The organism is Laspinema palackyanum D2c, from assembly GCF_025370875.1.
Taxonomy (GTDB): domain Bacteria; phylum Cyanobacteriota; class Cyanobacteriia; order Cyanobacteriales; family Laspinemataceae; genus Laspinema; species Laspinema palackyanum.
Window position 1 is genome coordinate 491,819 of the sequence record NZ_JAMXFD010000001.1, and the last position, 20,730, is coordinate 512,548.

A 20,730-nucleotide genomic window follows, 5' to 3' on the forward strand; every position below is an offset into this window, starting at 1 on the left:
TGTTATCCCGTGGTATTTGTCTTAATTTAGTGGGATTTGCAGTCGGTTTTTAACCGACTTAAGCTATTAGGCGGGGGTGGGTGTTGCCACGCGGCGGGGGATAAAACCCCCGCCTAACAGCTAAAGTCGTCTAAAGACGACTGAAAGTGTTATCCCGTGGTATTTGTCTTAATTTAGTGGGATTTGCAGTCGGTTTTTAACCGACTTAAGCTATTAGGCGGGGGATTTATCCCCCGCCGTTGCCCCCGCCGTTGCCGTTGCTGGGTTTCTGAACGTCCCAGAACGATTAACATAGAAGAGATAAGCGATCGCAATTTCGGGTCTGTTTTCAAAACACCGACGCCGGAAGCAGCGCAGATAACATAAAGGACCGTTGCAAAATGCGAGATTTTTTCAAATATACCTTTGCTAGTATCCTCGGGACGATTGTCGGATTAGGCGTTTTAGGTGCTCTGAGTTTAGGTGGACTCTTGATTATTGTTGGGACGATCGCCACTTCGTCGAAAGATGCGGGACCGAACGTCGAAAACAACTCGATGCTGGTGTTTGACCTTTCGATGAATATCACCGATTCTCAACCCACCTCCACCACTGCCGAAGCATTATCCCGAACCCTCTCTGAGGACTCGGAACCGAGTACGATGACCTTGCGGCAGGTGGTGGAAACCATTGATGCTGCCACAGCGGACGATCGCATTCTCGGGATCTACCTCCACTCTACTTCCTCCAGCAGCAGCAACGGATTTGCCACCCTGCGGGAAGTGCGAGAGGCCCTCGAACGGTTTCAGGACAGCGGTAAAACCATTATTGCCTACGACCAAGATTGGAGTGAAGGGGAATACTACCTCGCCTCGGTTTCTGACGAAATTCTCCTCAATCCTCTCGGCGTCCTTGAAATGAATGGGTTGAGTTCGGAAACGACTTTCTTGGCAGGAGGTTTGGAGAAGTACGGCATCGGAGTTCAGGTGACCCGGGTCGGAAAGTATAAGTCCGCAGTGGAACCCTTTGTCTTGACCCAAAGTTCCCCAGAAAGTCGGCAACAGACGGAGAAGTTATTAAGCGATATCTGGAGTGATTTTCTGACAACGGTCGATCGCCGTGAGAAGATTAGCGCTCAACAGGTGCAGCAGGTGGTGAATACCCGGGGAATGCTCATGGCAGCAGAAGCGGAACAACAGGGATTTGTCGATCGCCTCGCCTATTTTGATGAGGTCGTCGCACAACTGAAGGAACTCACGGGTACAAAAGAGGAAGACCGCACCTTCGAGCAAATTAGTCTACCCCGTTATGCGGCAGTCAGTGACGCTCAAAGAGCGACTAAGGCACGCTCGGACTCGCAAATTGCCCTAGTCTATGCCGATGGGGAAATTGTGAGTGGGGAAGGCGGTTCTACTCAGGTGGGAGGCGATCGCCTCGCCAAACAATTGCGCGACTTACGGCGCGATGAGGATGTCAAAGCGGTTGTCTTACGGGTGAACAGTCCCGGAGGTTCTGCCACCGCATCGGAAGTGATTCAGCGTGAGGTTCAGTTGATGGCCGAAAGCAAACCCATTGTAGTCTCAATGGGAAATGTCGCCGCTTCCGGTGGGTATTGGATTTCTAGCTATGGGTCGAGAATTTTTGCTCAACCCAATACGGTGACGGGTTCCATTGGCGTGTTCGGAATGCTGCTGAATGTCCAGAGTTTGGGCAATCAGCAGGGGATTACCTGGGATGTGGTGAAAACCGGACCTTATGCGGATATTGATACGATTACCCGCCCGAGAACCGCCCAAGAAATGGCGATTATTCAGCAAATGGTCGATCGCATTTATCAGCGATTCTTAAACCTGATTGTCCAGTCTCGCAATCTACCCGCCCAAAAGGTAAGTGAGATTGCTCAAGGTCGTGTTTGGTCCGGTCAAGAAGCACAAAAACTGGGGTTAGTGGATGAAATTGGCGGTTTGAATGATGCCATTTTGGCCGCAGCGGAATTAGCAGAACTCGGTGATGATTGGAACCTGGAGGAATATCCCCAAACTCGCACATTTGAACAAATCCTGATTGAACGCTTGCTGGGAAGTCGCCTGAAAGCACTGGTTCCGACTCCGGAACCGGACCCACTAACGGCACAATTACAGCAACTGTATGAGGAAGTGTCGATTGTCAAAAATTTGAATGATCCGTTCCATGCTTACACTCGTCTGCCTTTTACCTTCCGGATTCATTAAGATGCGGTCCGGTGGTTTTGGGGCTAGGAATTAGGGGTGATTTGATAGGCACAACGCCGATCACCTTCCATAATATGTTCTACCCGTTCGATGGTAACTGTCGGTCCAAATAGGGTTTTTAAAACTTCTAGTTCGGACCGACATAACAATCGACAAGTGCGCGCCGCTTCATCAATGGGACAGTGGTTTTCGATGAATAACCAGGACCCATCCGGTTGGGCGATCGCCTCTGCCATATATCCTTCCTTGGTCCGAATTTCTGCAAGGCGTTCCACCTGGCGATCGAGTCGGGATTGCCATGAATTTGGACCGTTATCCCCTTCTAATGTGGCAAACTGAACGCGATACCCTTGAACTTGTCGGCGCGATCGTTCCGCCAAAACTTTCTCTAATTCTGCTTCCCCTAACACTGCCTCAAAACTATTCAGAAATTCTACCATCAAGTCGGCATGAGTATTGGGAAATAAGTTCACGGTGCGATCGGTCAACTGCCACAACTTCACAGGTCGCCCAATCGGACGCCGTTGTTCCGAATAATCAACAAAACCCTCTCCCCGCAGTGCCTGTAAATGCTGGCGAATTGCCATGGGAGACACCTCTAACTGTTCTGCCAGGTCCGTCGCACTGGTGGCCCCTTGCATCTTTAACAGGTAGAGAATTTGCTCTTTTGCTTTTTGTTTGTCATCGGTCATTGGACATGGAAAGATGAAGGATCAAAGCGGAAGCATGAAGGCGGAAGCATCCCAGCAGCAGGCATTTGATTAGAACAAAAGACGGTCCCTGGTTGTCTTTCATCCCTCATCCGGTCCCCCTCATTCTTCCCTTAAATCCGAATTATAGCAATTATAAGTCAAACCGACGCTGGAATCGAGGGTCTAAGTCGGCACTTTTGCGTTGATTGCACTGACGGCAAAGGGTTTGCAGATTACTGATATCGTTGGACCCCCCCATCGCCAGAGGAATAATATGATCAATATTCAGTTCGGTTTCTTGTTCCATTTTGCCACAACTTTGGCACTGATGGCGATCGCGTTCCAACACATAAGCTCTAACTGCGGGCGGAATCCGAATTCTAGGCGTTTTACTCATGGATTTTTAGTAGATTAAAGATAGACAGGAGGCAGAGCCTCCAATCGTGCGTGACTCAGCAGAGCCAAGTCACAAGAATTAGAGTATTATATAATAATAAATGCTCGTGTCAGGGCAGAGCCATGACAGGGGCATTTTGCGGTTCTGCCGCCTAATTGGTTTTGCTACTATTATGAGGCAATGTTTTGCTCATTCTTGCATCCGTCGAATCTCATCAAGGGGTGATTCAGGTTCGCTGGTGTTGGGTTCATTCGATGTTTTTTTTACTTCTGGCTCATCTGGGCAAAATTCCAAGCTAATTCTAACTTTTCCTTTTTGCCAGCCATCCGCTCCATATTTTAATACTTGGGCTGTGATTCCTTCGCCACCCCATTTCATTTTTTCGTCTACTTTATCTGCTTGAAATATCCGATCGGCATTCTTTAGTAGAGTTATTAGGGCTTCCGTTAGTTCATGAGTTTTGAATGTTGGATGGTTAACTAATATTTTCAAAGAATTGTCGACCGACACAACCTCATCCGCTCGTAGTGGCTCAAAATTATTGCTCATAACAAGTAGCTAAACTAAAAATTACCGTTTCCATTGTATCTTATCCAAATAACCCTGTCAATAGGGTAAAATGTGCCACAACACATCCTACCCTATTGACAGTAATCGCGTTAAATCATCTCCACCACCTCGGCGAACTCCCCATCTTCCACTTCAACAGGTTCCACCTCTATAATCGGCTCTTGCAAATTAGCCAAAGGTAACTGATAGCGGTCTAAAAGCATCGCCTGTAAACAGCTATTAATCCCAGAAACCACCTGATTGTAATCAGCCATTTTCTTCTGGACTTCTTGCAACTGGATTTGATTACTATCGAGTTGCTCCTGTGCTTCTCGTTCTAAGGTTTTCTCTAGGTGCGATCGCGCCCGGTTGTATTGTTGGAGAATCATCTCCTCTTGCTGCTTAACTAACGGCAACAAATGAGTTTTTAGGGTTTGATTCACCGTTTGCCGGAAGGTACTTTGAATCGTGTGTTTGACTTTCGGTTCAAAATCCAACTTTAACAACTGGCGAATCGCCGGTTCTGCATCTTTCATGCTGATGCAATCAAAACTTTGAGAGGTTTGTTGCAGCACTTTTCGGAACTGATAAATCGAAAAAGTGCCTTCATCGTAAAAGCGAGGACTCTCCCGCACGAAGCGATCGCATTCCGTACTCGCCGCAGCGCGAATCGCTTGCTGCACTTGCACCTCCAAATTCTTAACCGTCTGTTCTAATCCCGCATCACCGCCCACTAATCGGCATAAGTCTCGATAATACTCCTGACGGCGAATTCGCTCGATTAAATAGGCAAAATAATTGGCAACCGTTCGTTCTGATTCTTCTGCCAATACCTCCTCTAATTCATTAGACAAGTAATAAAAAGCCTCCACTAAAATTGCCAATAACGGCGCAGTTGAGTTGCGAGGATGGGTGAAAGTCGCTTGCCGATACGCTTCTTCCACTGAGAAGGTATTCAACAGTTCATCCATACGGCAAACCATGCGGACTTTCAGTTTACGGAAGTCTTCCTCAAAGGTGAGGCATTGATTGGTTACAACTTCATTCACCTCTTGGGTGATATGTTCATTTAAGGCCATTCCCAGGCGGCGTAAGTCATTATTCAGTTGTTCCATCCGCCGCAATTTTAACCCTTCAATGTTGACGGGTTGACTCTCTAAGTCCCGATATTGTTGGACGTAATGGCGACTTAAGACGAGACAGATGGGTTGGAGGTCATTGGCGAGGGTTTTAAAGAGGAGAGGGCGTTTTTCGTTGGTCAAATAGTTGGTAATGCTGGTGCGAAACTCCTCAATCCCGCTATCAGAAATCAGTTGATTGATGAGAGAGGTTCCGCATTCATTGAGGATGCGGACGTAGTTCTCATTGGGGGTTTCGTAGCTGTAAACCGCAATTTTGAATTGACTGGGGGAGAGTTTCCCCGAGTTGGCGCAGTAGCGGTTAAATTCGTTGACAAATTGCGGGGTATCTTCCTGAATGCTGGTGTTTTTGACGCTTTCGGCAAATAGGGAATCTAATCCGTAGCGATCGCGTTCGCTGGTTTGTTTGATTTGACTTCCCCAAAATCCCAGCAATCCACTGGTTTTATAGAGGCGGTTGTTGTTGTCTCGGAACTGGGTAACAATTAGGTCATCTAACCGTTGCCGCAGTTGGGTATTATACCAGGTTTCGTCAATGCGGTTGAAGACATAAAAGACGCGATCGCGAATTCCTGGATTAGACCGCATCTTTTCCAACAATTCCGTCTCTTCTGTCGTCATATCCCCTTCCGATGCCGGTTTGAGGACGCATACCACCGCCGAGGTTTCCGGGTCTTCAATCTTGCGATAGGTCAGTTCTGCATCCCGTTTTACCGGCGCATCAATTCCCGGTAAATCAATCAGCACATTCCCATCTTTGAGCAAGGGATGATAGCAGTAATATTCAATCCGTTTCAATACCGAACTATTGCTACCCCGTCGGGCATAACTTGCCGCCTCTTTGAGGTTGGAAAAGTTAAACTGTTCCATCGAAAAGGTGTTATTATTCACCGGATGGATGCGGCTGCTATTTTCGGAAAATCCATCCAGCAATAAGATTAATGCTTTCGCTTGCTTGGCTAACTGGGATTTACTTTCCCCCCCTTCTTTAGTCAGCTTGGCTTCTCCAATCTGCCGCAACAGTTTGAGAACTTCGGGTTCCTCAATATTGGTAGCGTCTGCGATTCCCAGACGCTCACATAAAGCCTTAATCTGGTCTTTAATCTCCCGAACACTCAAAAACGTGAGAACCACTCGCCCTTGGTCCGGTTCGGCATATTCAATATAGCACTCGGTTCCCGTGGCGTGACCTTCTGCACTGTAGAGTAATTCGCGTTCTAACAGGGCATTAATCAACATGGATTTACCCGCACTAAAAGCCCCGGCAAAGACAATTTCAAACTTAGGGGCCACGGCCTTTTTCAGAGAAGATTGAACAGCGGTGATATCCTGTTGTCGCAAGGCGGGTTCTTGATGCAACAATTCGAGGATGCGATCGACCTGATCCTGTAGCTGCTGACACTGAGGGAGTAATTGAGTCATAGCAGTGGTAAAAATGCCCCAGAAAAACATTATGTCTCTTAGTATTCCACAGTTCCCTAGAAAATTATCAACAGAAAAATTGACAAGCAATCCTGCCCCTCAATAAAAATCGGGGCAACTGCTGAACAATTGCCCCGACTTCGCGCCGATTTAACTTGATCTCAGGGGTGACTCGGAAGCGTCAAACCTGGACCCATTAACCCCTTAACCCCGCCACTTGCGGGTAAACTCATCCAACACCGAACTATGTAGCTGCCGTTGCAGCCATTCTATGGCCTCTTTTTGATGGTTTAATCCCTGATAAAATTGACAGACATCTACCAAAGAAATATTGGCAGAAACCGGAACCGAGGCCAACTTACGCCATTGCCGAGAAAACTCGGATAAGGTACTGTTAGGAATCTGACTTTGCAACCACTGTAGCGCCTGCTTTTGGTTACTCAAGCTTTGATAATAATCACAAACATCCACCAAACTGATACTTGTGGATTGAGTCGCCACTTGCTGGGTTCCCGATCGCCACCACCGGGCAAATTCGGTTAAAATCCCACTGGAAACCTGACCCTGCAACCAATGAATCGCTTGGTCTTGCATGGGCAATCCTTGATAAAATTTTGCAACATCCACAAAATTAATCGGGGATGACGCCGAAGCATGACCCCGCCAGCGACGGGCAAATTCTAGTAAATTCGCCTGAGATAATTGACCCTGCAACCAATTTAATGCTTGATTTTGATGGGAAAATCCCTGATAAAATCGACAGACATCAATCAACCGAATTACAGGAGTCGGACCCGACTGAATGGGAGGCGAAGGAGGTGCAGGAGTGGGCGGGGGAATCGGACTCGGTGTTGGCGTGGGAATATAAATCGGGGGAGGCGTCGGTTGCACTTGGGTCGAGGGTTGAATAGTGCTCACTAAGGCCGCCCAAGTCTGAATTCCCACAATCCCATCCACGGTAACATTCATCGCCCGTTGAAAGGCCATCACCGTTGAGTGCATTGTTGCGCCAAATACCCCATCAATAGACCCGGGATTGAATCCTTTATCCCGGAGACACATTTGGATATACTTAACATGAGAGCCTTTCCCTCCTTGGCGGCAGACGTTAAACCAGTTGATATCTACACCGCCATTAATTCCGCTGACTTTACCGCTTTCTGTGTATTGCCAAAAGGTCCAATTATCCCACCCCCCGGGAACCCAGGGATTGTTCGTCTGATAGTGAGCAATCCACAGGGGATAATCCGTGAAAATTTTAGGATCACCAATCCGTTCCCAAAAACTGGGAAAAGTGTAAATAATCGGGCGACGCTTGGTTTCTTTTTCGACAATTTCGACCCAAGTTGTAATATCCCGAATAATCGAACTTGCACCGACCCCATCGGTGGATTCAATATCCAAAACCGGCGGCAAATCATTCGGTTCGAGTTTCACCGTTTTGAGGAAAATATCCGCTTGTGCGCGGGGGTCTTGTTTGGCACGATAGAAGTGGTAAGCACCCCGTGGCATCCCCAGGGATTTGATTGCGGCCCAATTACTGCGATAGGAATCGGCCACAAACGTAGCGCCTTCGGTTGCTTTTGTAAAGGCAAACCCCATGCCATCGCGAGCTACGGAATTCCAATTTACGGGGTCTTGCCAATCGGAAACGTCGATACCTTTTGCACACATAATGGTAGATCGGGTTGAAAGAGTGAGGAACTTAAGTGGCTTTGTTTCGGCAAAACTTCTCAAGGAAGTGGCCGGATGTTTGATACAATTAGGAGGCAATTTCTCGGGTGTTAGCCCCTGCACGAGGGCCGATCGCAGCTTGTTGTGCAGGAGGGAAAACTGAGAAGGAAAAAGCTCATGCTTCTCCTGCCAGTTCCCGAAAATGCCCCCTGGGAGTGATAGCTAAACTATACGGATGGTGGTGAATTGGATCGGGAAAGGGTCAGGATTTAACTTGAGCTGCAATCGATGACTTTTATCTCATCCCGTGCCATAGTAATTGAGTAAAATTTGAGGTCAGATTGTTTATGGAAGTGATTCCAGCGATTGATTTATTAGAAGGTCGTTGTGTCCGTCTGTATCAGGGGGATTACGATCGCTCGGATGTGTTTAACGAAGACCCGGTGGCGGTTGCCAAACAATGGGTAGAGGAAGGTGCGACTCGCTTGCATTTAGTGGACCTGGATGGGGCAAAAGCGGGGGAACCGCGTAATCTGAAAACCATCGAGGCGATCGCCCGCGCTATATCCGTCCCCATCCAAGTTGGTGGCGGATTGCGAGACTATGCCTCGGTTGCCAATCTATTATCCCTCGGGATTGATCGCGCCATCCTCGGCACTGTGGCAGTTGAAAAACCGGAACTCGTCCAGCAACTCGCCCAAGAATTTCCGGGTCACATTGTGGTGGGAATTGATGCGCGAGATGGCAAAGTTGCCACCCGGGGATGGTTGGAAACCTCGGAAGTGTTAGCGACGGTATTGGCGCAACAAATGGTGGAATTAGGCGTGGCGGCGATTATCTATACGGATATTCATCGCGATGGAACATTGGCAGGACCGAATATTCCCGCCCTGCGGGAACTGGCGAGGGCCATAGATATTCCGATTGTGGCCTCCGGTGGTGTGAGTTCCCTGACGGATTTGCTCAGTTTGCTGGCCCTGGAACCTTTAGGGGTGAATAGTGTGATTGTGGGACGCGCACTTTATACCGGGGATGTTTCCCTGAAAGAAGCAATCCAGGCGATCGGTCCTGGACGAATTCAGGATGTGCCACCGGATTTTGGGTCATCTACTTTTGCTTGAAATTAATTAAGAAAAACCCCGCCCGATTGGGCGGGGTTTTGTGGGAACGACTGAAGGGGGCGATAACCGGCGGGGGATAAATCCCCCGCCTAATAGCTAAAGTCGGTTGAAACCGACTGAACGCCTTCTCCAGTAATGTTATTAGTCGGTTTTTAACCGACGTAGCGGCGCTCATAGAAGCGCTGCTACAGCCCCCCAACGTTTAAAACCCTATAGGTGTTGAGAATGGGACAAGATGTCTGTTGACAACCGATGAAACCCTTTTACCTTAATATTTTCAGTCGGTTTTAACCGACTTTAGCTATTAGGCGGGGGATTTATCCCCCGCCGGTTGTTGCTAAAGTCGTTACTACAAACTAAGAGGGAATCCGTTCAGAATGATGTTTCTACAAATCCGGCATTAAGCATTGTCGGTTAACACCTCTTCAAAGGCAAAATCTGGGGCAGCCAGGACAAAAATTGTGGTGGGTAAACCGGCAGCGCGAGCTTGTAATTGTTCATAGTAATCCGTATAATTTTCGCGAGGGGTGGCCATGCCGAGGAAGACGAGATCCGTGTCTTGGGAAGACTCATGCAGAATCTCATTAAAGGATTGTCCATCAGCAACCAGAACTTCTGGAATGGCACCGATGCGTAATTGTTTTACCAAGGAGGCGATATTCGCTTCGGCAGACTCGGCAGCAGTGCGATCGGGGACAACCAGTTTGAGATAGACTTGGGCATTTTGCCATTGGCTGCTGGTTCGGACTAAATAGGCCAAAATCAACATCAGACCGCCATTGGCTTGTAATCCACCCCACCACACATCAATCCGGCGACGTTTACCAAACCCCTTGTCGGCATTTTCCCGAAAGATAATCAGGTTCCGCTTGGCTTGGTGTAGGTTGGCGATCATGTCACAATAGCGATCGCGATGGGACGGTTCCTCACTATCTCCCAGTACAATGGTATTCGGCACTAAGGGTCCGAGTCCATAAATTTCTACTAAATTTTCCGCCCCAACAAAGGGGTCTGGGGCGGTAATTAATCTCACTAAGGCTTGAACTCCCCGCTTTTCTAAATAGTCCCGAATCGTGGCTTCCAGTTTGGTTTGTTGGGCCGTATCCCTAGACCCACTCGGGAGAACACTGGAAACCGTAATTAACCCGCGATTGTGAGTGAAGGCGGTGGCGAGTTCTATCAAACTCCATCATCTTGTAGGTGCACCGGAAAGCACCAAAATGTGAGGTCGCCAGTTTTTGGTGTCCGGTTCATGGCTGAGGTTAAAAATCCCCGTCCGTACAACTTCCATCCACAGACCCCGGCGTACATCTCCCCAGGCGGATTCGAGTTCTCGACGTTCTAACCAGATATAAATTCCCAGGACGACAATTCCAGCAACCACGGTGGCGATCGCATCAATCAGAATCATCACGGCGATACAACCGACGGCACCGAGGAGGGAAATCGCCCAATGGACCCGAAAGGTGGGGCGATAGGATGGACTTTGCAAAAAGCCTTCGATGCCTGCGGCTACATTTAACACCATGTAGGTGGTTAAAAAGAACATGGTGAGGACCGGGGCGATCGTATTCAAATCCCCAACCGCTACAGCGAGGGCAGCAATCCCCAGGGTGACGCAGGTGGCGATAAACGGCTCATCATCCGGTCCTCTTCCGTTCCCGAGTATCTTCAGACCAGAGGGTAAAATGCCATCCCTTGCTAGGGCTTGCAGGACCCGAGGTGCACCTAAAATACTCCCCAAGGCACTGGATAAAGTCGCCCCCCAGACTCCCAGGAGAATAGCCGGTCCCCAGAAGGCCATTTGTTGCATAATCAAGGGATTAGCAATCAGGGTACTGGCATCGGCCCGCATAGCGAGGAGGACTGGCAGTCCCATATAAATCACATAGCCGGTGCCTACAGCAGCGAGGGTGCCCACGGGAATAGAACGGGAAGGGTCGCGCAAGTCGCCGGACATTCCCACCCCCGCCATGATGCCGGTAACGGCTGGGAAGAAGACGGCGAAAACCACCCAGAAGGATTCGGAATTTTCCGGTTTAGCGCCCCATAGTTCGATGACGGTGTTCTCGACGGGACTGCCGAAGGCAAAGGAAACCAGAGAGAGAACGATCGCCGCCATGATGAAATATTGGGCACGGATGGCGGTCCGGGCTGATTTCATGGCAAGCAGGGCCACAGCGAGGGTGGTGATTAGGGCGATCGCCCGTTGCATGGTTCTGAATTCCGGAAATGCCTCCACAACGCTTTCGGCAAACCCAATGGTGTATAGGGCGACAGAAAGTCCTTGGGCAAAATACAGGGGAATACCCACGGCACCGCCAGTTTCAATTCCCAGGGACCGGCTGATCATGTAGTCGGCTCCCCCCACTCGCACGACGCGATCGGTGGCGATCGCAGAAATAGAGAGACCCGTGAAAAAGGTGATTGAGGTGGCGAGGGTGACAATAATTAAAGTGCCAATTAAGCCAACATTACCCACCACCCATCCAAATCTTAAATACATGATCACCCCGAGAATGGTCAAAATCGACGGGGTATAAACGCCGCCAAAAGTGCCCAAACCACCCGATACAGGAGGATTTACCGGGTCTGGGGACGGACGACGAAATAAGGAAAAGCTCGGCATAAGGACTGATAATGGCAATAACTACATCCCACCTTAGACGATCGCCGCCCCAGAAGGCTCCTGAACCTTGGAGAGCGGGATCAAACAAAGGGAGCAAGGAAATGGGATGGATCAACGTTCCCTCTCATGAAGATAGATAGAACAACAGACCCGATTTCTCACCCTTGATTCCAACTAATCCTCAAGATAGATATCAGTTGCATCCACCTACGTTTACCCTTACCCTTATGGTAAGGCAAATATTCGTCAAGGAGATTTAGAATGCAACGCCTACTGATGAGAAGTCCAGTAGCGGTAGCCGCGTTCTGGATTGCTTTATATATTGCGATCGCGCTTTTACCCTTGCTGGTGCTGATTTTGCACGCTCCTCCAGAAGCGAGAGATTTCTGGACAGAATTTTCCGTTGCCCTCGGGTTTATCGGACTGGCGATGATTGCCTTGCAGTTTGCCTTAACCGCCCGGATCCATCACATCGAGTCTTCTTATGGCATTGATATCATCCTCCAGTTTCACCGCTACATTTCTCTCGTCGCCTTTACCCTGATTATTATCCATCCGTTAATTTTATTTATTAACGAACCGGAGACCCTAGAACTGTTAAACGTTTTCCAAGCACCTTGGCGGGCGAGATTTGCGGTGACGGGCACCGTAGCGCTGATTATTCTGGTGATAACTTCCGTCTGGCGCAAGCGCCTGGGAATTCCCTATGAGGAATGGCGGATTGCTCATGGCATTTTAGCCGTCAGTGCCGTGGGTTTTGGGATCGCACACGCTGTCGGCGTTGGCTATTACTTAAACTTCTTCTGGAAAATTGTGCTATGGAGTTCGGTCGGGGTTTTAGCCTTATTGTTATTAATCTATGTTCGCCTGGTTAAACCCTGGTTAATGACGCGAAAACTCTATCTTGTAGAAGAAGTCATCCCCCAACGCGGAGATGTTTGGACCTTGGCATTGAGACCCAGAGGTCATGAAGGCATCACCTTTCATCCGGGACAATTTGCCTGGATTACCCTAGAAATTTCTCCCTTTCGGATGCGCGAACATCCCTTTTCCATGTCATCTTCTGGAGACCATGCCGAACGCTTAGAGTTTAGCATCAAGGCATTAGGAGATTTCACCAAAACTATTAAGGACGTGAAACCGGGGACGAAAGCCTTCCTCGATGGACCTTATGGCACTTTTACCATTGACAAATATTGGGATACCGCTGGATTTGTTCTGGTGGCTGGAGGGATTGGGATTACACCCATGATGAGTATGTTGGTAACCGCCTGTGAACGAAAAGATGACCGGCCTTTTTTGTTGATTTATGGGAGCAAAACCTGGGATGATATTACCTTTCGGGAAGAGTTAGAAGCACTTAAAGACCAGTTAGACCTGACCATTGTCCATGTCTTGAGAGAACCCCCGGATGATTGGGAAGGGGAAACCGGCTATGTGGATAAAGAGCTTTTGGAAAAATATATGCCGACTCATGCCGGAAGTCGTCAGTATTTTATCTGTGCCTCACCGAAAATGATGGATGGGGTAGAAGCGGCATTTTACGAGCTAAATGTGCCCGTGACTCATGTCCACATGGAGCATTTTAATTTAGTTTGATTTCCGGTTTCATTAAAATGAGGAGAGTCAATGCGTTATAGTATCATGCTGCAAATTGTGGCAATTATTACGGTGATTTTGTTAGCCAATGCTGCGTTATTTGCCTGGTTACAAAACCGCCCGGGTCCCTCGCGGCAAACCACAGGGGCTGTGGTTAAATAGGGGAGCCAATGTTGAGCCACTGAAATTGTTTGGAGTCAGAGGTGAACCGGGTTAGCCTATCCTCCTTTTCACTCCCCTCAGCCTCCGGTGAAAAGTCTATTCTAGGCGTGAGAGTAGGCTTGTTTTTAACGGTAAGGGTAAGGATTTTGAGGTTGAGTGGGTGGGGAGGGTAATGGTTAAAGTTGTACCCACGCCGACGGTGCTCTCCACGGAGATTTCCCCACCGAGCAAGTCTACGGATTTTTTAGCGATCGCCAATCCTAAACCCGACCCGGGAATATCCCCGATATTATTCCCTCGATAAAAGATGTTAAACAGGTGAGGGAGATCCTCGGGTAAAATTCCTAAGCCTTGGTCGCAAAATTTCAAAATAATCTGGGTATTTTCACACTGTAAAAAAACGTTTATTTGGCTAAATTCTTGAGTGAATTTAAAACAGTTTGATAAGATATTCCGAAAAATATGTATGAGCAATTTGGTATTGGTAAAAACCGAGAAACAGTCTCCACTGGCATGAAAATTTATCGAGCGCTCTCCCGGCTTATATAGGTCTTTGTAGTCTTCTATCAGCTTCCAACAAAACTTTTCTAAATCGACTTGAGAAAAATGAGGTTCACAGGAAGATTTGTCTCCATTAAAAATTAAAACCTCATCTAAAAGCACAGTCATTTGTTTAAGGGTTCCCCGAATTCTTTCAAAAAGTGGATTTATTTTAGATTGCTTTACTCCGTCACTATATCGCTCTAGGAGTTGGGTGCATAGATGAATCGTATTCAAGGGGGTGCGAAAATCATGGGAAAGGATTTGAATAAATCGAGACTTAACGAGATGTAATTCCTGTTGTACGGCAAGCTCTTGGCGAGTTTTTTCCGCTTCTTTTAAATCGCTAATATTGCGAATTAACCAGCGAAAGCCAATGGGATTTCCCGGGATGTCCTGAACTGGAGAAACAGAAATTGCAGCGGGAAATGACTCGCGATCGCGCGGGAGCATTTGCACTTCCCATTCCGTTAAGGGTCCCACAGTTCTGAGTTGCTCTAGTTGGCTGCGAAAGGCACTCCGTTCTTCTAGGATCACAAAAACTGCCAGGGGTTTATCTATCAGAAAGGGGCGACGCACATTAAATAACTGTTCGGCTGCCGCATTCGCTTCTTCAATCACCCCAACTGCATTGGTCACCAAATAAGCTTCCGGTGCTCCTTCAAATAACTTTTGATAGCGCTCCCGCTCTATTTCTACTTGTCCACGAGTCGAGAGCAGTTGTTGATTTTGCTCTTGAAGCTCCTCTGTCGCAACGTGCAGTTCTTCCAATGCCGTTGAGAGTTCGCCAAACACCTGTTCTAACAAGTCGGGTGGACGTAAGGAAAACTCCTGAGCGAGTAGTTGCATCTGCTCTAAACGCTCTCTAGCCTGTTCAACCTGCCCCGTTAAAATTTCCATCTTATTTCTCCTTACCGTTTCAGTCTAACTTTAGGATAGTCGCTAATTGCAGATTGCATCCACCGAACCGAAAAAAAAATTTAAAAACTCAAGGGGGGAGTTCAGTGGGGACTCCCGGTTTATCCGGTAATTATTTTAGGGAAATCCAGGCCCAAATCTCAGGGGATAGAAGAGACCCGGTTCAAGAAAACAGACCCGGTTAAACTTCCTTGATGAACAGAATCACCCCATGAGGTTCTTTGCTCCCATCTTTGAGCGGATTAAAACTCAGGCGGCACTGAATCAAGTCACTTTGACTATTTAACACATTGATGAGGATTTCTTGACCCGGGTGTGTTCCACTCAAGCATTGATAAAGGGGTTCGCGCAGACGTTCCACGGGCAAGCCAATATCCAAACCAAAGAGAGATTTATTCTGCACTTCATCAGATTTCGGTCCCCAGAGCTTTTGGGCCGCTTCGTTCCAAGTTTGAATTTGAAATTGACGGTCTACCACAATCACCGCTGATTGCAGACTGGCAAAAATAGACTCTAAAAAAGCATTACCTTGATTCAGTTCTATCGTTTTTCGCCCGAGTTCATCATTGATGGTTTGCAGTTCCTCATTGATGGATTGAAGTTCTTCATTGGTCGTCTCCAACTCTTCATTGGTAGACTGGAGTTCTTCGTTGGTCGTCTCCAATTCTTCATGGCTGGACTGGAGTTCTTCGTGGGTCGTCTCCAGTTCATCCTTCCTAGACTGGAGTTGCTCATTCACCGTTTCGAGTTCCTGCTTAGACCGTTCGAGTTGCTCTTGTAGCTGGTGATACCGAGTAACTTCGTTAAACGTGATACTCACGCCGAGGGGATTCCTGGGATTTTCCTGTAAGAGAGAGAGTTCGATATCCAAATACTGAATGCTGCCATCGCTCTTAGTGCGAATTACATCGCTAAAGAGAATCGAGTTACCTTCTTTGTAAACCCGTTTAATCGGCGATCGCAACTCCAAGGGACGGTAAGAAATTTCTAAATCTTGGAAGGGTCGTCCCAGGTCCAGGCTATCAATGTCAAAATGGGACCGAGCTAACTGATTGGCTAGGACGAGATTGCTCTGAGAGTCCACTACAATTTGCGCCACGGGCATGGCATCAAAAGCCTCTTCCAACAGCCGGATATTTAAAGCCGAACGCATTCCGGCTTCTTCTTTTTTACTCTGCGCTAAGATTAAGAGGCGCTCACGCCGGTCCATTTTTCGCACTTTCTGAAAGATCCGGTGCTGTAAGTTTGAGGGACTAAACAGATCGGAGTGAGTGAGTAGCATTTCGGCTTTACCTAAAAATAAACAGCCCGTGTCTTTGAGAGCAAAATGAAAGCGAGCCAAAATCTGCTTTTGGGTTTCCGCATTAAAATACATCAGGGTGTTGCGGCATACCAGCAAATCTATGCGAGAAATGGGAGCATCGTGAATCAAGTCATGACGACCAAAAATCACCACCTGACGGAGCTCCCTATCCACTGCGAAGCGATCGCCCACCTGCTTAAAGTATCGCTGCTGGAACTCCTTTGAGATGGACTCGATGTCTTTGGCTTTATAGCTGGCATTCCGTGCCTGTGCCAAAGCCTCCTCATCTACATCGGTGGCGTAAATTTTCACCCGGCGCAGACACTCTTCCATGCCGAGGACTTCTGCCAGTAAAATAGCCAAAGTGTAGGCTTCTTCTCCCGAGGCACAACCAGCAGTCCAGAAGCGCAGAGGTTCATCCGGGGATTTGTGTTTGATAATCTGCGGCAGGGTATGGGTGGCTAACTGTTCCCATGCCGTGAGATCTCGAAAAAAGCTAGTAACGTTAATTAATATGGTGTTAAATAAGGCGGGGAATTCTTCGGGGTGAGCTTGCAGGTACTCCAGATAATCCCCAAAGTTGTCAATGTGATGCACCTGCATTCGCTTGGTGACTCGACGCTGGAGGGAGGAACGCTTATATCCAACAAAATCAAAGCCTCGCGATCGGCGCAGATACTCTAGAAGTGTTTCAAAGATGGAAGTCTGATCAGTTGCAGTCATTGTTGCTTGGGTCATGAGGACGCAGTTAAGAGAGAATAGGAGAGAATCAGCGAAAGTCAGTTAGCATTGCAGTCGAGACTTTATGTTTTCTCATAAAAGTTACGGGTGCAATAGCGGATCTTACCGATTTCTGTAGATTTTAAGGTTGCCCCTGCTCGCCTGCGCTGGCACTGCTGTGGCTCAAAATCTCCGATAGTCTATTGGGAAGTGTATTCCTATTGTTAATTGAAATAGGGTCCGATGAACACCGGGGGTAGGATAGTCCGCAGCTAGGTGCCCAAGTATTCGGTTGGAAAGAATGAGCCCACCTCGGAAAATAGGGAGAGTTACAGTATCAAAAGCCGACGGATTAACAAGGGGCGATCGCATTGGCTCTCTCCCGGAGAGATTAGGGCCTTATTACGTTGATTAATACCTCTAATTAGGTAGAAGATTGAAGAAATTTTAAGGTAATAGGGTTCAGGTCAGTCCTGATTACCTTTATCCTTCAATCATACCACCATTTAGTCGGTTGGGACGAGATGGATTTTATCCTTTAAAATTTAAGAGATAAGTCCTCAAAATTCTCAAAGCAATGTCAAAAGAATTTACCCTGGGCGATCGCGTCCGGGTTGTCGCTTTACCCGCCTACCTGAAAACCGCAGAACCCATCCCCATGCTCCGTCCACCCAACGCCGTCAGCCTGGGGGAAGAAGGGACGATTTTCGATCGCAAACCCGGCGGATATTGGAGCGTCCGCTTTAAAAAAGGGGCATTTCTCATCGAAAGCCACTATATTGAACCCATACAAGATACCGTCGAAACCTCTCAGGAAGGAACCGCAGAAAACGAATGAGCACCCGTTCAGCTTGCTTAATTTTTAATCCCTGTTCTGGAAAAGGCAATCCCGAGGCCGAACTCAAACAGATTTTCTCACTTTTAGAACCAGAAATTACCCTGGATATCCGCTATACGGAACCCGATTTAGACCCGAGTCAACTGGCTCATGAGGCAGTCGCCCGAGGGGTTGATTTAGTGATTGCCTCCGGTGGCGATGGCACGGTTTCTGCAGTCGCTGAAGCCTTAATTACGACAGAAATTCCCCTAGGGGTGATCCCCAGAGGGACTGCCAATGCTTTTTCTGTTGCCTTGGGAATTCCCACCAATATACCCGGTGCCTGTCAGACGATTTTATCTGGACTAATCCGGGCGATCGATGGCGCAACTTGTAACGGGAAACCCTGCATTTTGCTCACCGGAATTGGATGGGAAGCCGAAACCGTCGAACAAGCCGATCGCGAGGCCAAAAATTGGTTTGGCGCAATGGCATATTTAGTCGCGGGAATCGAAAAACTCTGGGATATTCAGTCCTTTGATGTCGAGCTGGAAATGGATGGAGAAATCAGCAGACTGCGGGCGATCGCTGTCACCGTTGCCAATGCTGCACCCGCCACCTCAGTCCTGGCCCAAGGACCCGGAGGTGTCATCCCCGATGATGGATTGCTCGATGTCACGATTCTATCGACCCAGACCGAAATGAGTACCTTGGGAGCGGTTTCTAGCTTGATGACAGGCGCATTACGGGGAGTCGCTTCTCAACACAATGATGTCCTATACCTGCGGACAAATCGCATCAAAGTCACCACCAATCCTCCCCAAAAAGTGACCGTGGATGGGGAACTCAGAGGGACTACACCTGTAGAAATTGAATGCGTTCCCCTGAGTTTAAATGTCATGGTTCCGGATATCTAGTCCCCAGAGGAAGGATGAAGGATGAAGGATGAAGGATGAAGGATGAGGCCACGTAGGGTCCCCTTCAGTCCTTAAGCCTTAAGGTCCTCGTGAGGGGGCTGCTTGCCGCGTCACGCACTTTCTGCGGCTTAAGCGCCTGTAGCTCTGATGACGAGGAACAAGCCGTGAGAGGTACAATAGGCAACGATAAGCCCTTGCTTCCGGACTGGAGGCAGAGCCTCCAGAGTGCATGACGCGGCAGCAGCCCCCTCACGAGGACCCAAGTCTCAGTTTTAATCGAAAAATGTCTCCATCTTCTGTCTTTATGCCTGATATTTTGCCGAAGTCGTGACCTTCGTCAATTGTAGGGCAGCCCAATTAAGAGCATCATTTTTGAGCGATCGCACTCCTACCCTGCACCCTACGGCCTGCCTCACTTTTTTTATAAAAATCCCTGATTTGACCTTTAATTGATGGGTCAGAATCCAAATGACCTGAACTGTTCACCGCGAGCAGATATCTTCTCAAAAATTCCCGTAAAAATAGGCAGTCCCGGGGTCAGAAATCAACCCTAACTATCAACAAAAGAGGAAGTTGAGTTGCCAGTCATCCTAAAGGTGGTATGATGGGGTGCATTAGCCGTTGCCATTTCAACAAAAGCAAATGTCCAAACGGCACATTTGCCCTAACCGAAAGGCTACCGGACTTGCTCTCTAAAGTCCCTAACTGCGAATCTAACTAAATTCTTGTGATTGCAATTTATCCGGGCAGCTTTGATCCCATTACCCTAGGTCACCTTGACATCATAGAGCGAGGGTGTAAGCTGTTTGACCAGGTGATTGTGGCGGTGGTCATCAATCCCAATAAAACCCCACTGTTTACCGTGCAAGAGCGTTTAGAGCAGATTCGCCTTGCGACCCCCCATTTGTCTAATTTAGAAATAGACTGTTTTGAGGGCTTGACGGTGAACTATGCCAGAATTCGAGGGGCGAGTGTCCTGTTACGAGGACTCCGAGTGCTCTCGGATTTTGAGCTAGAACTCCAAATGGCTCATACCAACAAAACCCTAGCTACTGAAATCGAGACCGTTTTTTTAGCAACTTCTAACGAATACAGCTTTTTAAGCAGTAGTGTAGTAAAGGAAGTTGCCCGATTTGGCGGCTCCATCGATCACCTTGTTCCCCAGCACGTTGCGCTTGATATCTACCGATGTTACGCCAAGACACAGCCCGGATTGACCCAGACGACAGATCGAGTCTCCCAGAAGAATCTCCCGAGCACGAGCAGGGACTCCTAGATATCCAGAGGGAACTAAACCGACTGGAGGAGATGATTCTCGAAAGTCCGCGCATCCCGTTTACGGGAAGGACCCTGGTGGATGAGGAGCAGTTGCTAGAGCAGCTCGATCTCCTGCGGCTGAATTTACCTACTGCCTTTGAGGAAGTAGAGGAAATCATCCGCCACAAAGACGAAATCATTGTTCAAGCCGAACAATATGCCCAGGAAATTTTGGAAGCTGCCGAGCAAAGGGCGGCCCAAATTCTCGATGAAATGGGGATTGTCCGACAGGCAAAGCTAGAATCAGACCATCTGCGCCAACAGGTCCAGCTTGACTGCGAATCCGCCCAGGAACAGACTATTTCGGAAATCGAACGGTTGCGACGGCAAGCGATGGAGGATCTAGAGGAGATGAGGTCCCGGGCGATCGCTGAAGCGGAGGCGATCGAAAAAGGGGCGGATGATTATGCCGATCGCGTCCTCTACAACCTGGAAAGCCAACTCTCCGAAATGTTGCGCGTCATTCGTAACGGCAGATCCCAACTCGATCCGGAATCTAAGTAAACCCCTAGCCCCTCATCCAAACCCGCCCCCAACCAGACGCTGATGCTCTTGACCCCTTGTGAACTGAACAACGGGGTCCCCGCCCCCTCAAGGGGGACTA

Annotated in this window: 17 protein-coding genes; 8 read left to right on the forward strand and 9 right to left on the reverse strand. The window is 48.4% G+C overall.

Translation table 11 applies throughout. From position 1 onward, the window contains the following. Positions 1-380 precede the first annotated feature (380 nt). The gene (sppA, locus tag NG795_RS02135) at positions 381-2,210 is read left to right on the forward strand and encodes a signal peptide peptidase SppA (RefSeq protein WP_367287014.1); all 1,830 of its coding nucleotides are present in this window, start codon (positions 381-383) and stop codon (positions 2,208-2,210) included. Positions 2,211-2,233: 23 nt separating this feature from the next. On the opposite strand, the gene NG795_RS02140 is transcribed toward sppA, so the two are convergent. The 5 genes from NG795_RS02140 to NG795_RS02160 all read right to left on the reverse strand — a co-directional run bounded on the left by NG795_RS02140 (position 2,234) and on the right by NG795_RS02160 (position 8,083). Next, positions 2,234-2,902, reverse strand: coding sequence for a helix-turn-helix transcriptional regulator (locus NG795_RS02140; RefSeq protein ID WP_367287015.1), 669 nt, complete (start codon positions 2,900-2,902; stop codon positions 2,234-2,236). Between the two features lie 151 nt (positions 2,903-3,053). Further along, a complete protein-coding gene (locus tag NG795_RS02145; RefSeq protein WP_367287016.1) occupies positions 3,054-3,299 on the reverse strand; it encodes an HNH endonuclease in 246 nt (81 codons plus the stop codon). 189 nt (positions 3,300-3,488) lie between these two features. Then, entirely contained in the window at positions 3,489-3,848 is a 360-nt protein-coding gene (locus tag NG795_RS02150; protein ID WP_367287017.1) for a KGK domain-containing protein, read from the reverse strand. 110 nt (positions 3,849-3,958) lie between these two features. Then, positions 3,959-6,409 carry a dynamin family protein gene (locus NG795_RS02155; RefSeq protein WP_367287018.1) on the reverse strand — a complete coding sequence of 817 codons (2,451 nt, stop codon included), beginning with the start codon at positions 6,407-6,409 and terminating at the stop codon, positions 3,959-3,961. 204 nt (positions 6,410-6,613) lie between these two features. Continuing rightward, complete coding sequence (locus tag NG795_RS02160; RefSeq protein ID WP_367287019.1) at positions 6,614-8,083, reverse strand: GH25 family lysozyme; 1,470 nt, start codon at positions 8,081-8,083, stop codon at positions 6,614-6,616. Between the two features lie 347 nt (positions 8,084-8,430). On the opposite strand from NG795_RS02160, the gene hisA reads away from it, so the two are divergent. Beyond that, positions 8,431-9,204, forward strand: a complete 774-nt coding sequence (hisA, locus tag NG795_RS02165) for a 1-(5-phosphoribosyl)-5-[(5-phosphoribosylamino)methylideneamino]imidazole-4-carboxamide isomerase (RefSeq protein WP_367287020.1) — start codon at positions 8,431-8,433, stop codon at positions 9,202-9,204. A 400-nt stretch (positions 9,205-9,604) separates the two neighbouring features. Here hisA and NG795_RS28415 read toward each other — a convergent pair whose 3' ends face one another. Both NG795_RS28415 and NG795_RS28420 read right to left on the reverse strand, forming a co-directional pair. Next, a complete protein-coding gene (locus NG795_RS28415; RefSeq protein ID WP_436836019.1) occupies positions 9,605-10,387 on the reverse strand; it encodes an APC family permease in 783 nt (260 codons plus the stop codon). Between the two features lie 6 nt (positions 10,388-10,393). After that, positions 10,394-11,833 (reverse strand): APC family permease, encoded by a 1,440-nt coding sequence (locus NG795_RS28420; protein WP_436836020.1) that lies wholly within the window; start codon positions 11,831-11,833, stop codon positions 10,394-10,396. Positions 11,834-12,094: 261 nt separating this feature from the next. Here NG795_RS28420 and NG795_RS02175 point away from each other — a divergent pair, with 261 nt between their 5' ends. Further along, complete coding sequence (locus NG795_RS02175) at positions 12,095-13,432, forward strand: ferredoxin reductase family protein (RefSeq protein ID WP_367287021.1); 1,338 nt, start codon at positions 12,095-12,097, stop codon at positions 13,430-13,432. Between the two features lie 30 nt (positions 13,433-13,462). Next, positions 13,463-13,594, forward strand: a complete 132-nt coding sequence (locus tag NG795_RS02180; RefSeq protein WP_367287022.1) for a hypothetical protein — start codon at positions 13,463-13,465, stop codon at positions 13,592-13,594. A gap of 96 nt (positions 13,595-13,690) precedes the next feature. Here NG795_RS02180 and NG795_RS02185 read toward each other — a convergent pair whose 3' ends face one another. Together NG795_RS02185 and NG795_RS02190 are read right to left on the reverse strand one after the other, a co-directional pair. Continuing rightward, a complete protein-coding gene (locus tag NG795_RS02185; protein ID WP_367287023.1) occupies positions 13,691-15,034 on the reverse strand; it encodes a PAS domain-containing sensor histidine kinase in 1,344 nt (447 codons plus the stop codon). 199 nt (positions 15,035-15,233) lie between these two features. Further along, entirely contained in the window at positions 15,234-17,078 is a 1,845-nt protein-coding gene (locus tag NG795_RS02190) for a CheR family methyltransferase (protein WP_367287024.1), read from the reverse strand. Between the two features lie 574 nt (positions 17,079-17,652). On the opposite strand from NG795_RS02190, the gene sipA reads away from it, so the two are divergent. The 4 genes from sipA (at position 17,653) to NG795_RS02210 (ending at position 20,630) form a co-directional block, all read left to right on the forward strand. Then, complete coding sequence (sipA, locus tag NG795_RS02195; RefSeq protein WP_261199125.1) at positions 17,653-17,913, forward strand: regulatory protein SipA; 261 nt, start codon at positions 17,653-17,655, stop codon at positions 17,911-17,913. Next, positions 17,910-18,809 (forward strand): YegS/Rv2252/BmrU family lipid kinase, encoded by a 900-nt coding sequence (locus NG795_RS02200; RefSeq protein WP_367287025.1) that lies wholly within the window; start codon positions 17,910-17,912, stop codon positions 18,807-18,809. Before sipA ends, NG795_RS02200 begins: the two co-directional genes overlap by 4 nt. 727 nt (positions 18,810-19,536) lie before the next feature. After that, positions 19,537-20,085 carry a pantetheine-phosphate adenylyltransferase gene (coaD, locus tag NG795_RS02205; RefSeq protein WP_367287026.1) on the forward strand — a complete coding sequence of 183 codons (549 nt, stop codon included), beginning with the start codon at positions 19,537-19,539 and terminating at the stop codon, positions 20,083-20,085. Then, the gene (locus NG795_RS02210) at positions 19,998-20,630 is read left to right on the forward strand and encodes a F0F1 ATP synthase subunit B family protein (RefSeq protein WP_367287027.1); all 633 of its coding nucleotides are present in this window, start codon (positions 19,998-20,000) and stop codon (positions 20,628-20,630) included. The genes coaD and NG795_RS02210 overlap by 88 nt, the downstream gene beginning before the upstream one ends. The last annotated feature ends 100 nt before the right edge of the window (positions 20,631-20,730 follow it).

What these genes read in the sequence shown, in the direction of transcription:
- NG795_RS02210 (WP_367287027.1), top strand. Translation starts at nt 19,998, where the DNA reads ATGTTACGCCAAGACACAGCCCGGATTGACCCAGACGACAGATCGAGT.
- NG795_RS02180 (WP_367287022.1), top strand. Translation starts at nt 13,463, where the DNA reads ATGCGTTATAGTATCATGCTGCAAATTGTGGCAATTATTACGGTGATT.
- NG795_RS28420 (WP_436836020.1), bottom strand. Translation starts at nt 11,833, where the DNA reads ATGCCGAGCTTTTCCTTATTTCGTCGTCCGTCCCCAGACCCGGTAAAT.
- NG795_RS02200 (WP_367287025.1), top strand. Translation starts at nt 17,910, where the DNA reads ATGAGCACCCGTTCAGCTTGCTTAATTTTTAATCCCTGTTCTGGAAAA.
- NG795_RS02155 (WP_367287018.1), bottom strand. Translation starts at nt 6,409, where the DNA reads ATGACTCAATTACTCCCTCAGTGTCAGCAGCTACAGGATCAGGTCGAT.
- NG795_RS02160 (WP_367287019.1), bottom strand. Translation starts at nt 8,083, where the DNA reads ATGTGTGCAAAAGGTATCGACGTTTCCGATTGGCAAGACCCCGTAAAT.
- NG795_RS02175 (WP_367287021.1), top strand. Translation starts at nt 12,095, where the DNA reads ATGCAACGCCTACTGATGAGAAGTCCAGTAGCGGTAGCCGCGTTCTGG.
- NG795_RS02140 (WP_367287015.1), bottom strand. Translation starts at nt 2,902, where the DNA reads ATGACCGATGACAAACAAAAAGCAAAAGAGCAAATTCTCTACCTGTTA.
- NG795_RS02190 (WP_367287024.1), bottom strand. Translation starts at nt 17,078, where the DNA reads ATGACTGCAACTGATCAGACTTCCATCTTTGAAACACTTCTAGAGTAT.
- sppA (WP_367287014.1), top strand. Translation starts at nt 381, where the DNA reads ATGCGAGATTTTTTCAAATATACCTTTGCTAGTATCCTCGGGACGATT.
- sipA (WP_261199125.1), top strand. Translation starts at nt 17,653, where the DNA reads ATGTCAAAAGAATTTACCCTGGGCGATCGCGTCCGGGTTGTCGCTTTA.
- NG795_RS02145 (WP_367287016.1), bottom strand. Translation starts at nt 3,299, where the DNA reads ATGAGTAAAACGCCTAGAATTCGGATTCCGCCCGCAGTTAGAGCTTAT.
- NG795_RS02185 (WP_367287023.1), bottom strand. Translation starts at nt 15,034, where the DNA reads ATGGAAATTTTAACGGGGCAGGTTGAACAGGCTAGAGAGCGTTTAGAG.
- NG795_RS02150 (WP_367287017.1), bottom strand. Translation starts at nt 3,848, where the DNA reads ATGAGCAATAATTTTGAGCCACTACGAGCGGATGAGGTTGTGTCGGTC.
- hisA (WP_367287020.1), top strand. Translation starts at nt 8,431, where the DNA reads ATGGAAGTGATTCCAGCGATTGATTTATTAGAAGGTCGTTGTGTCCGT.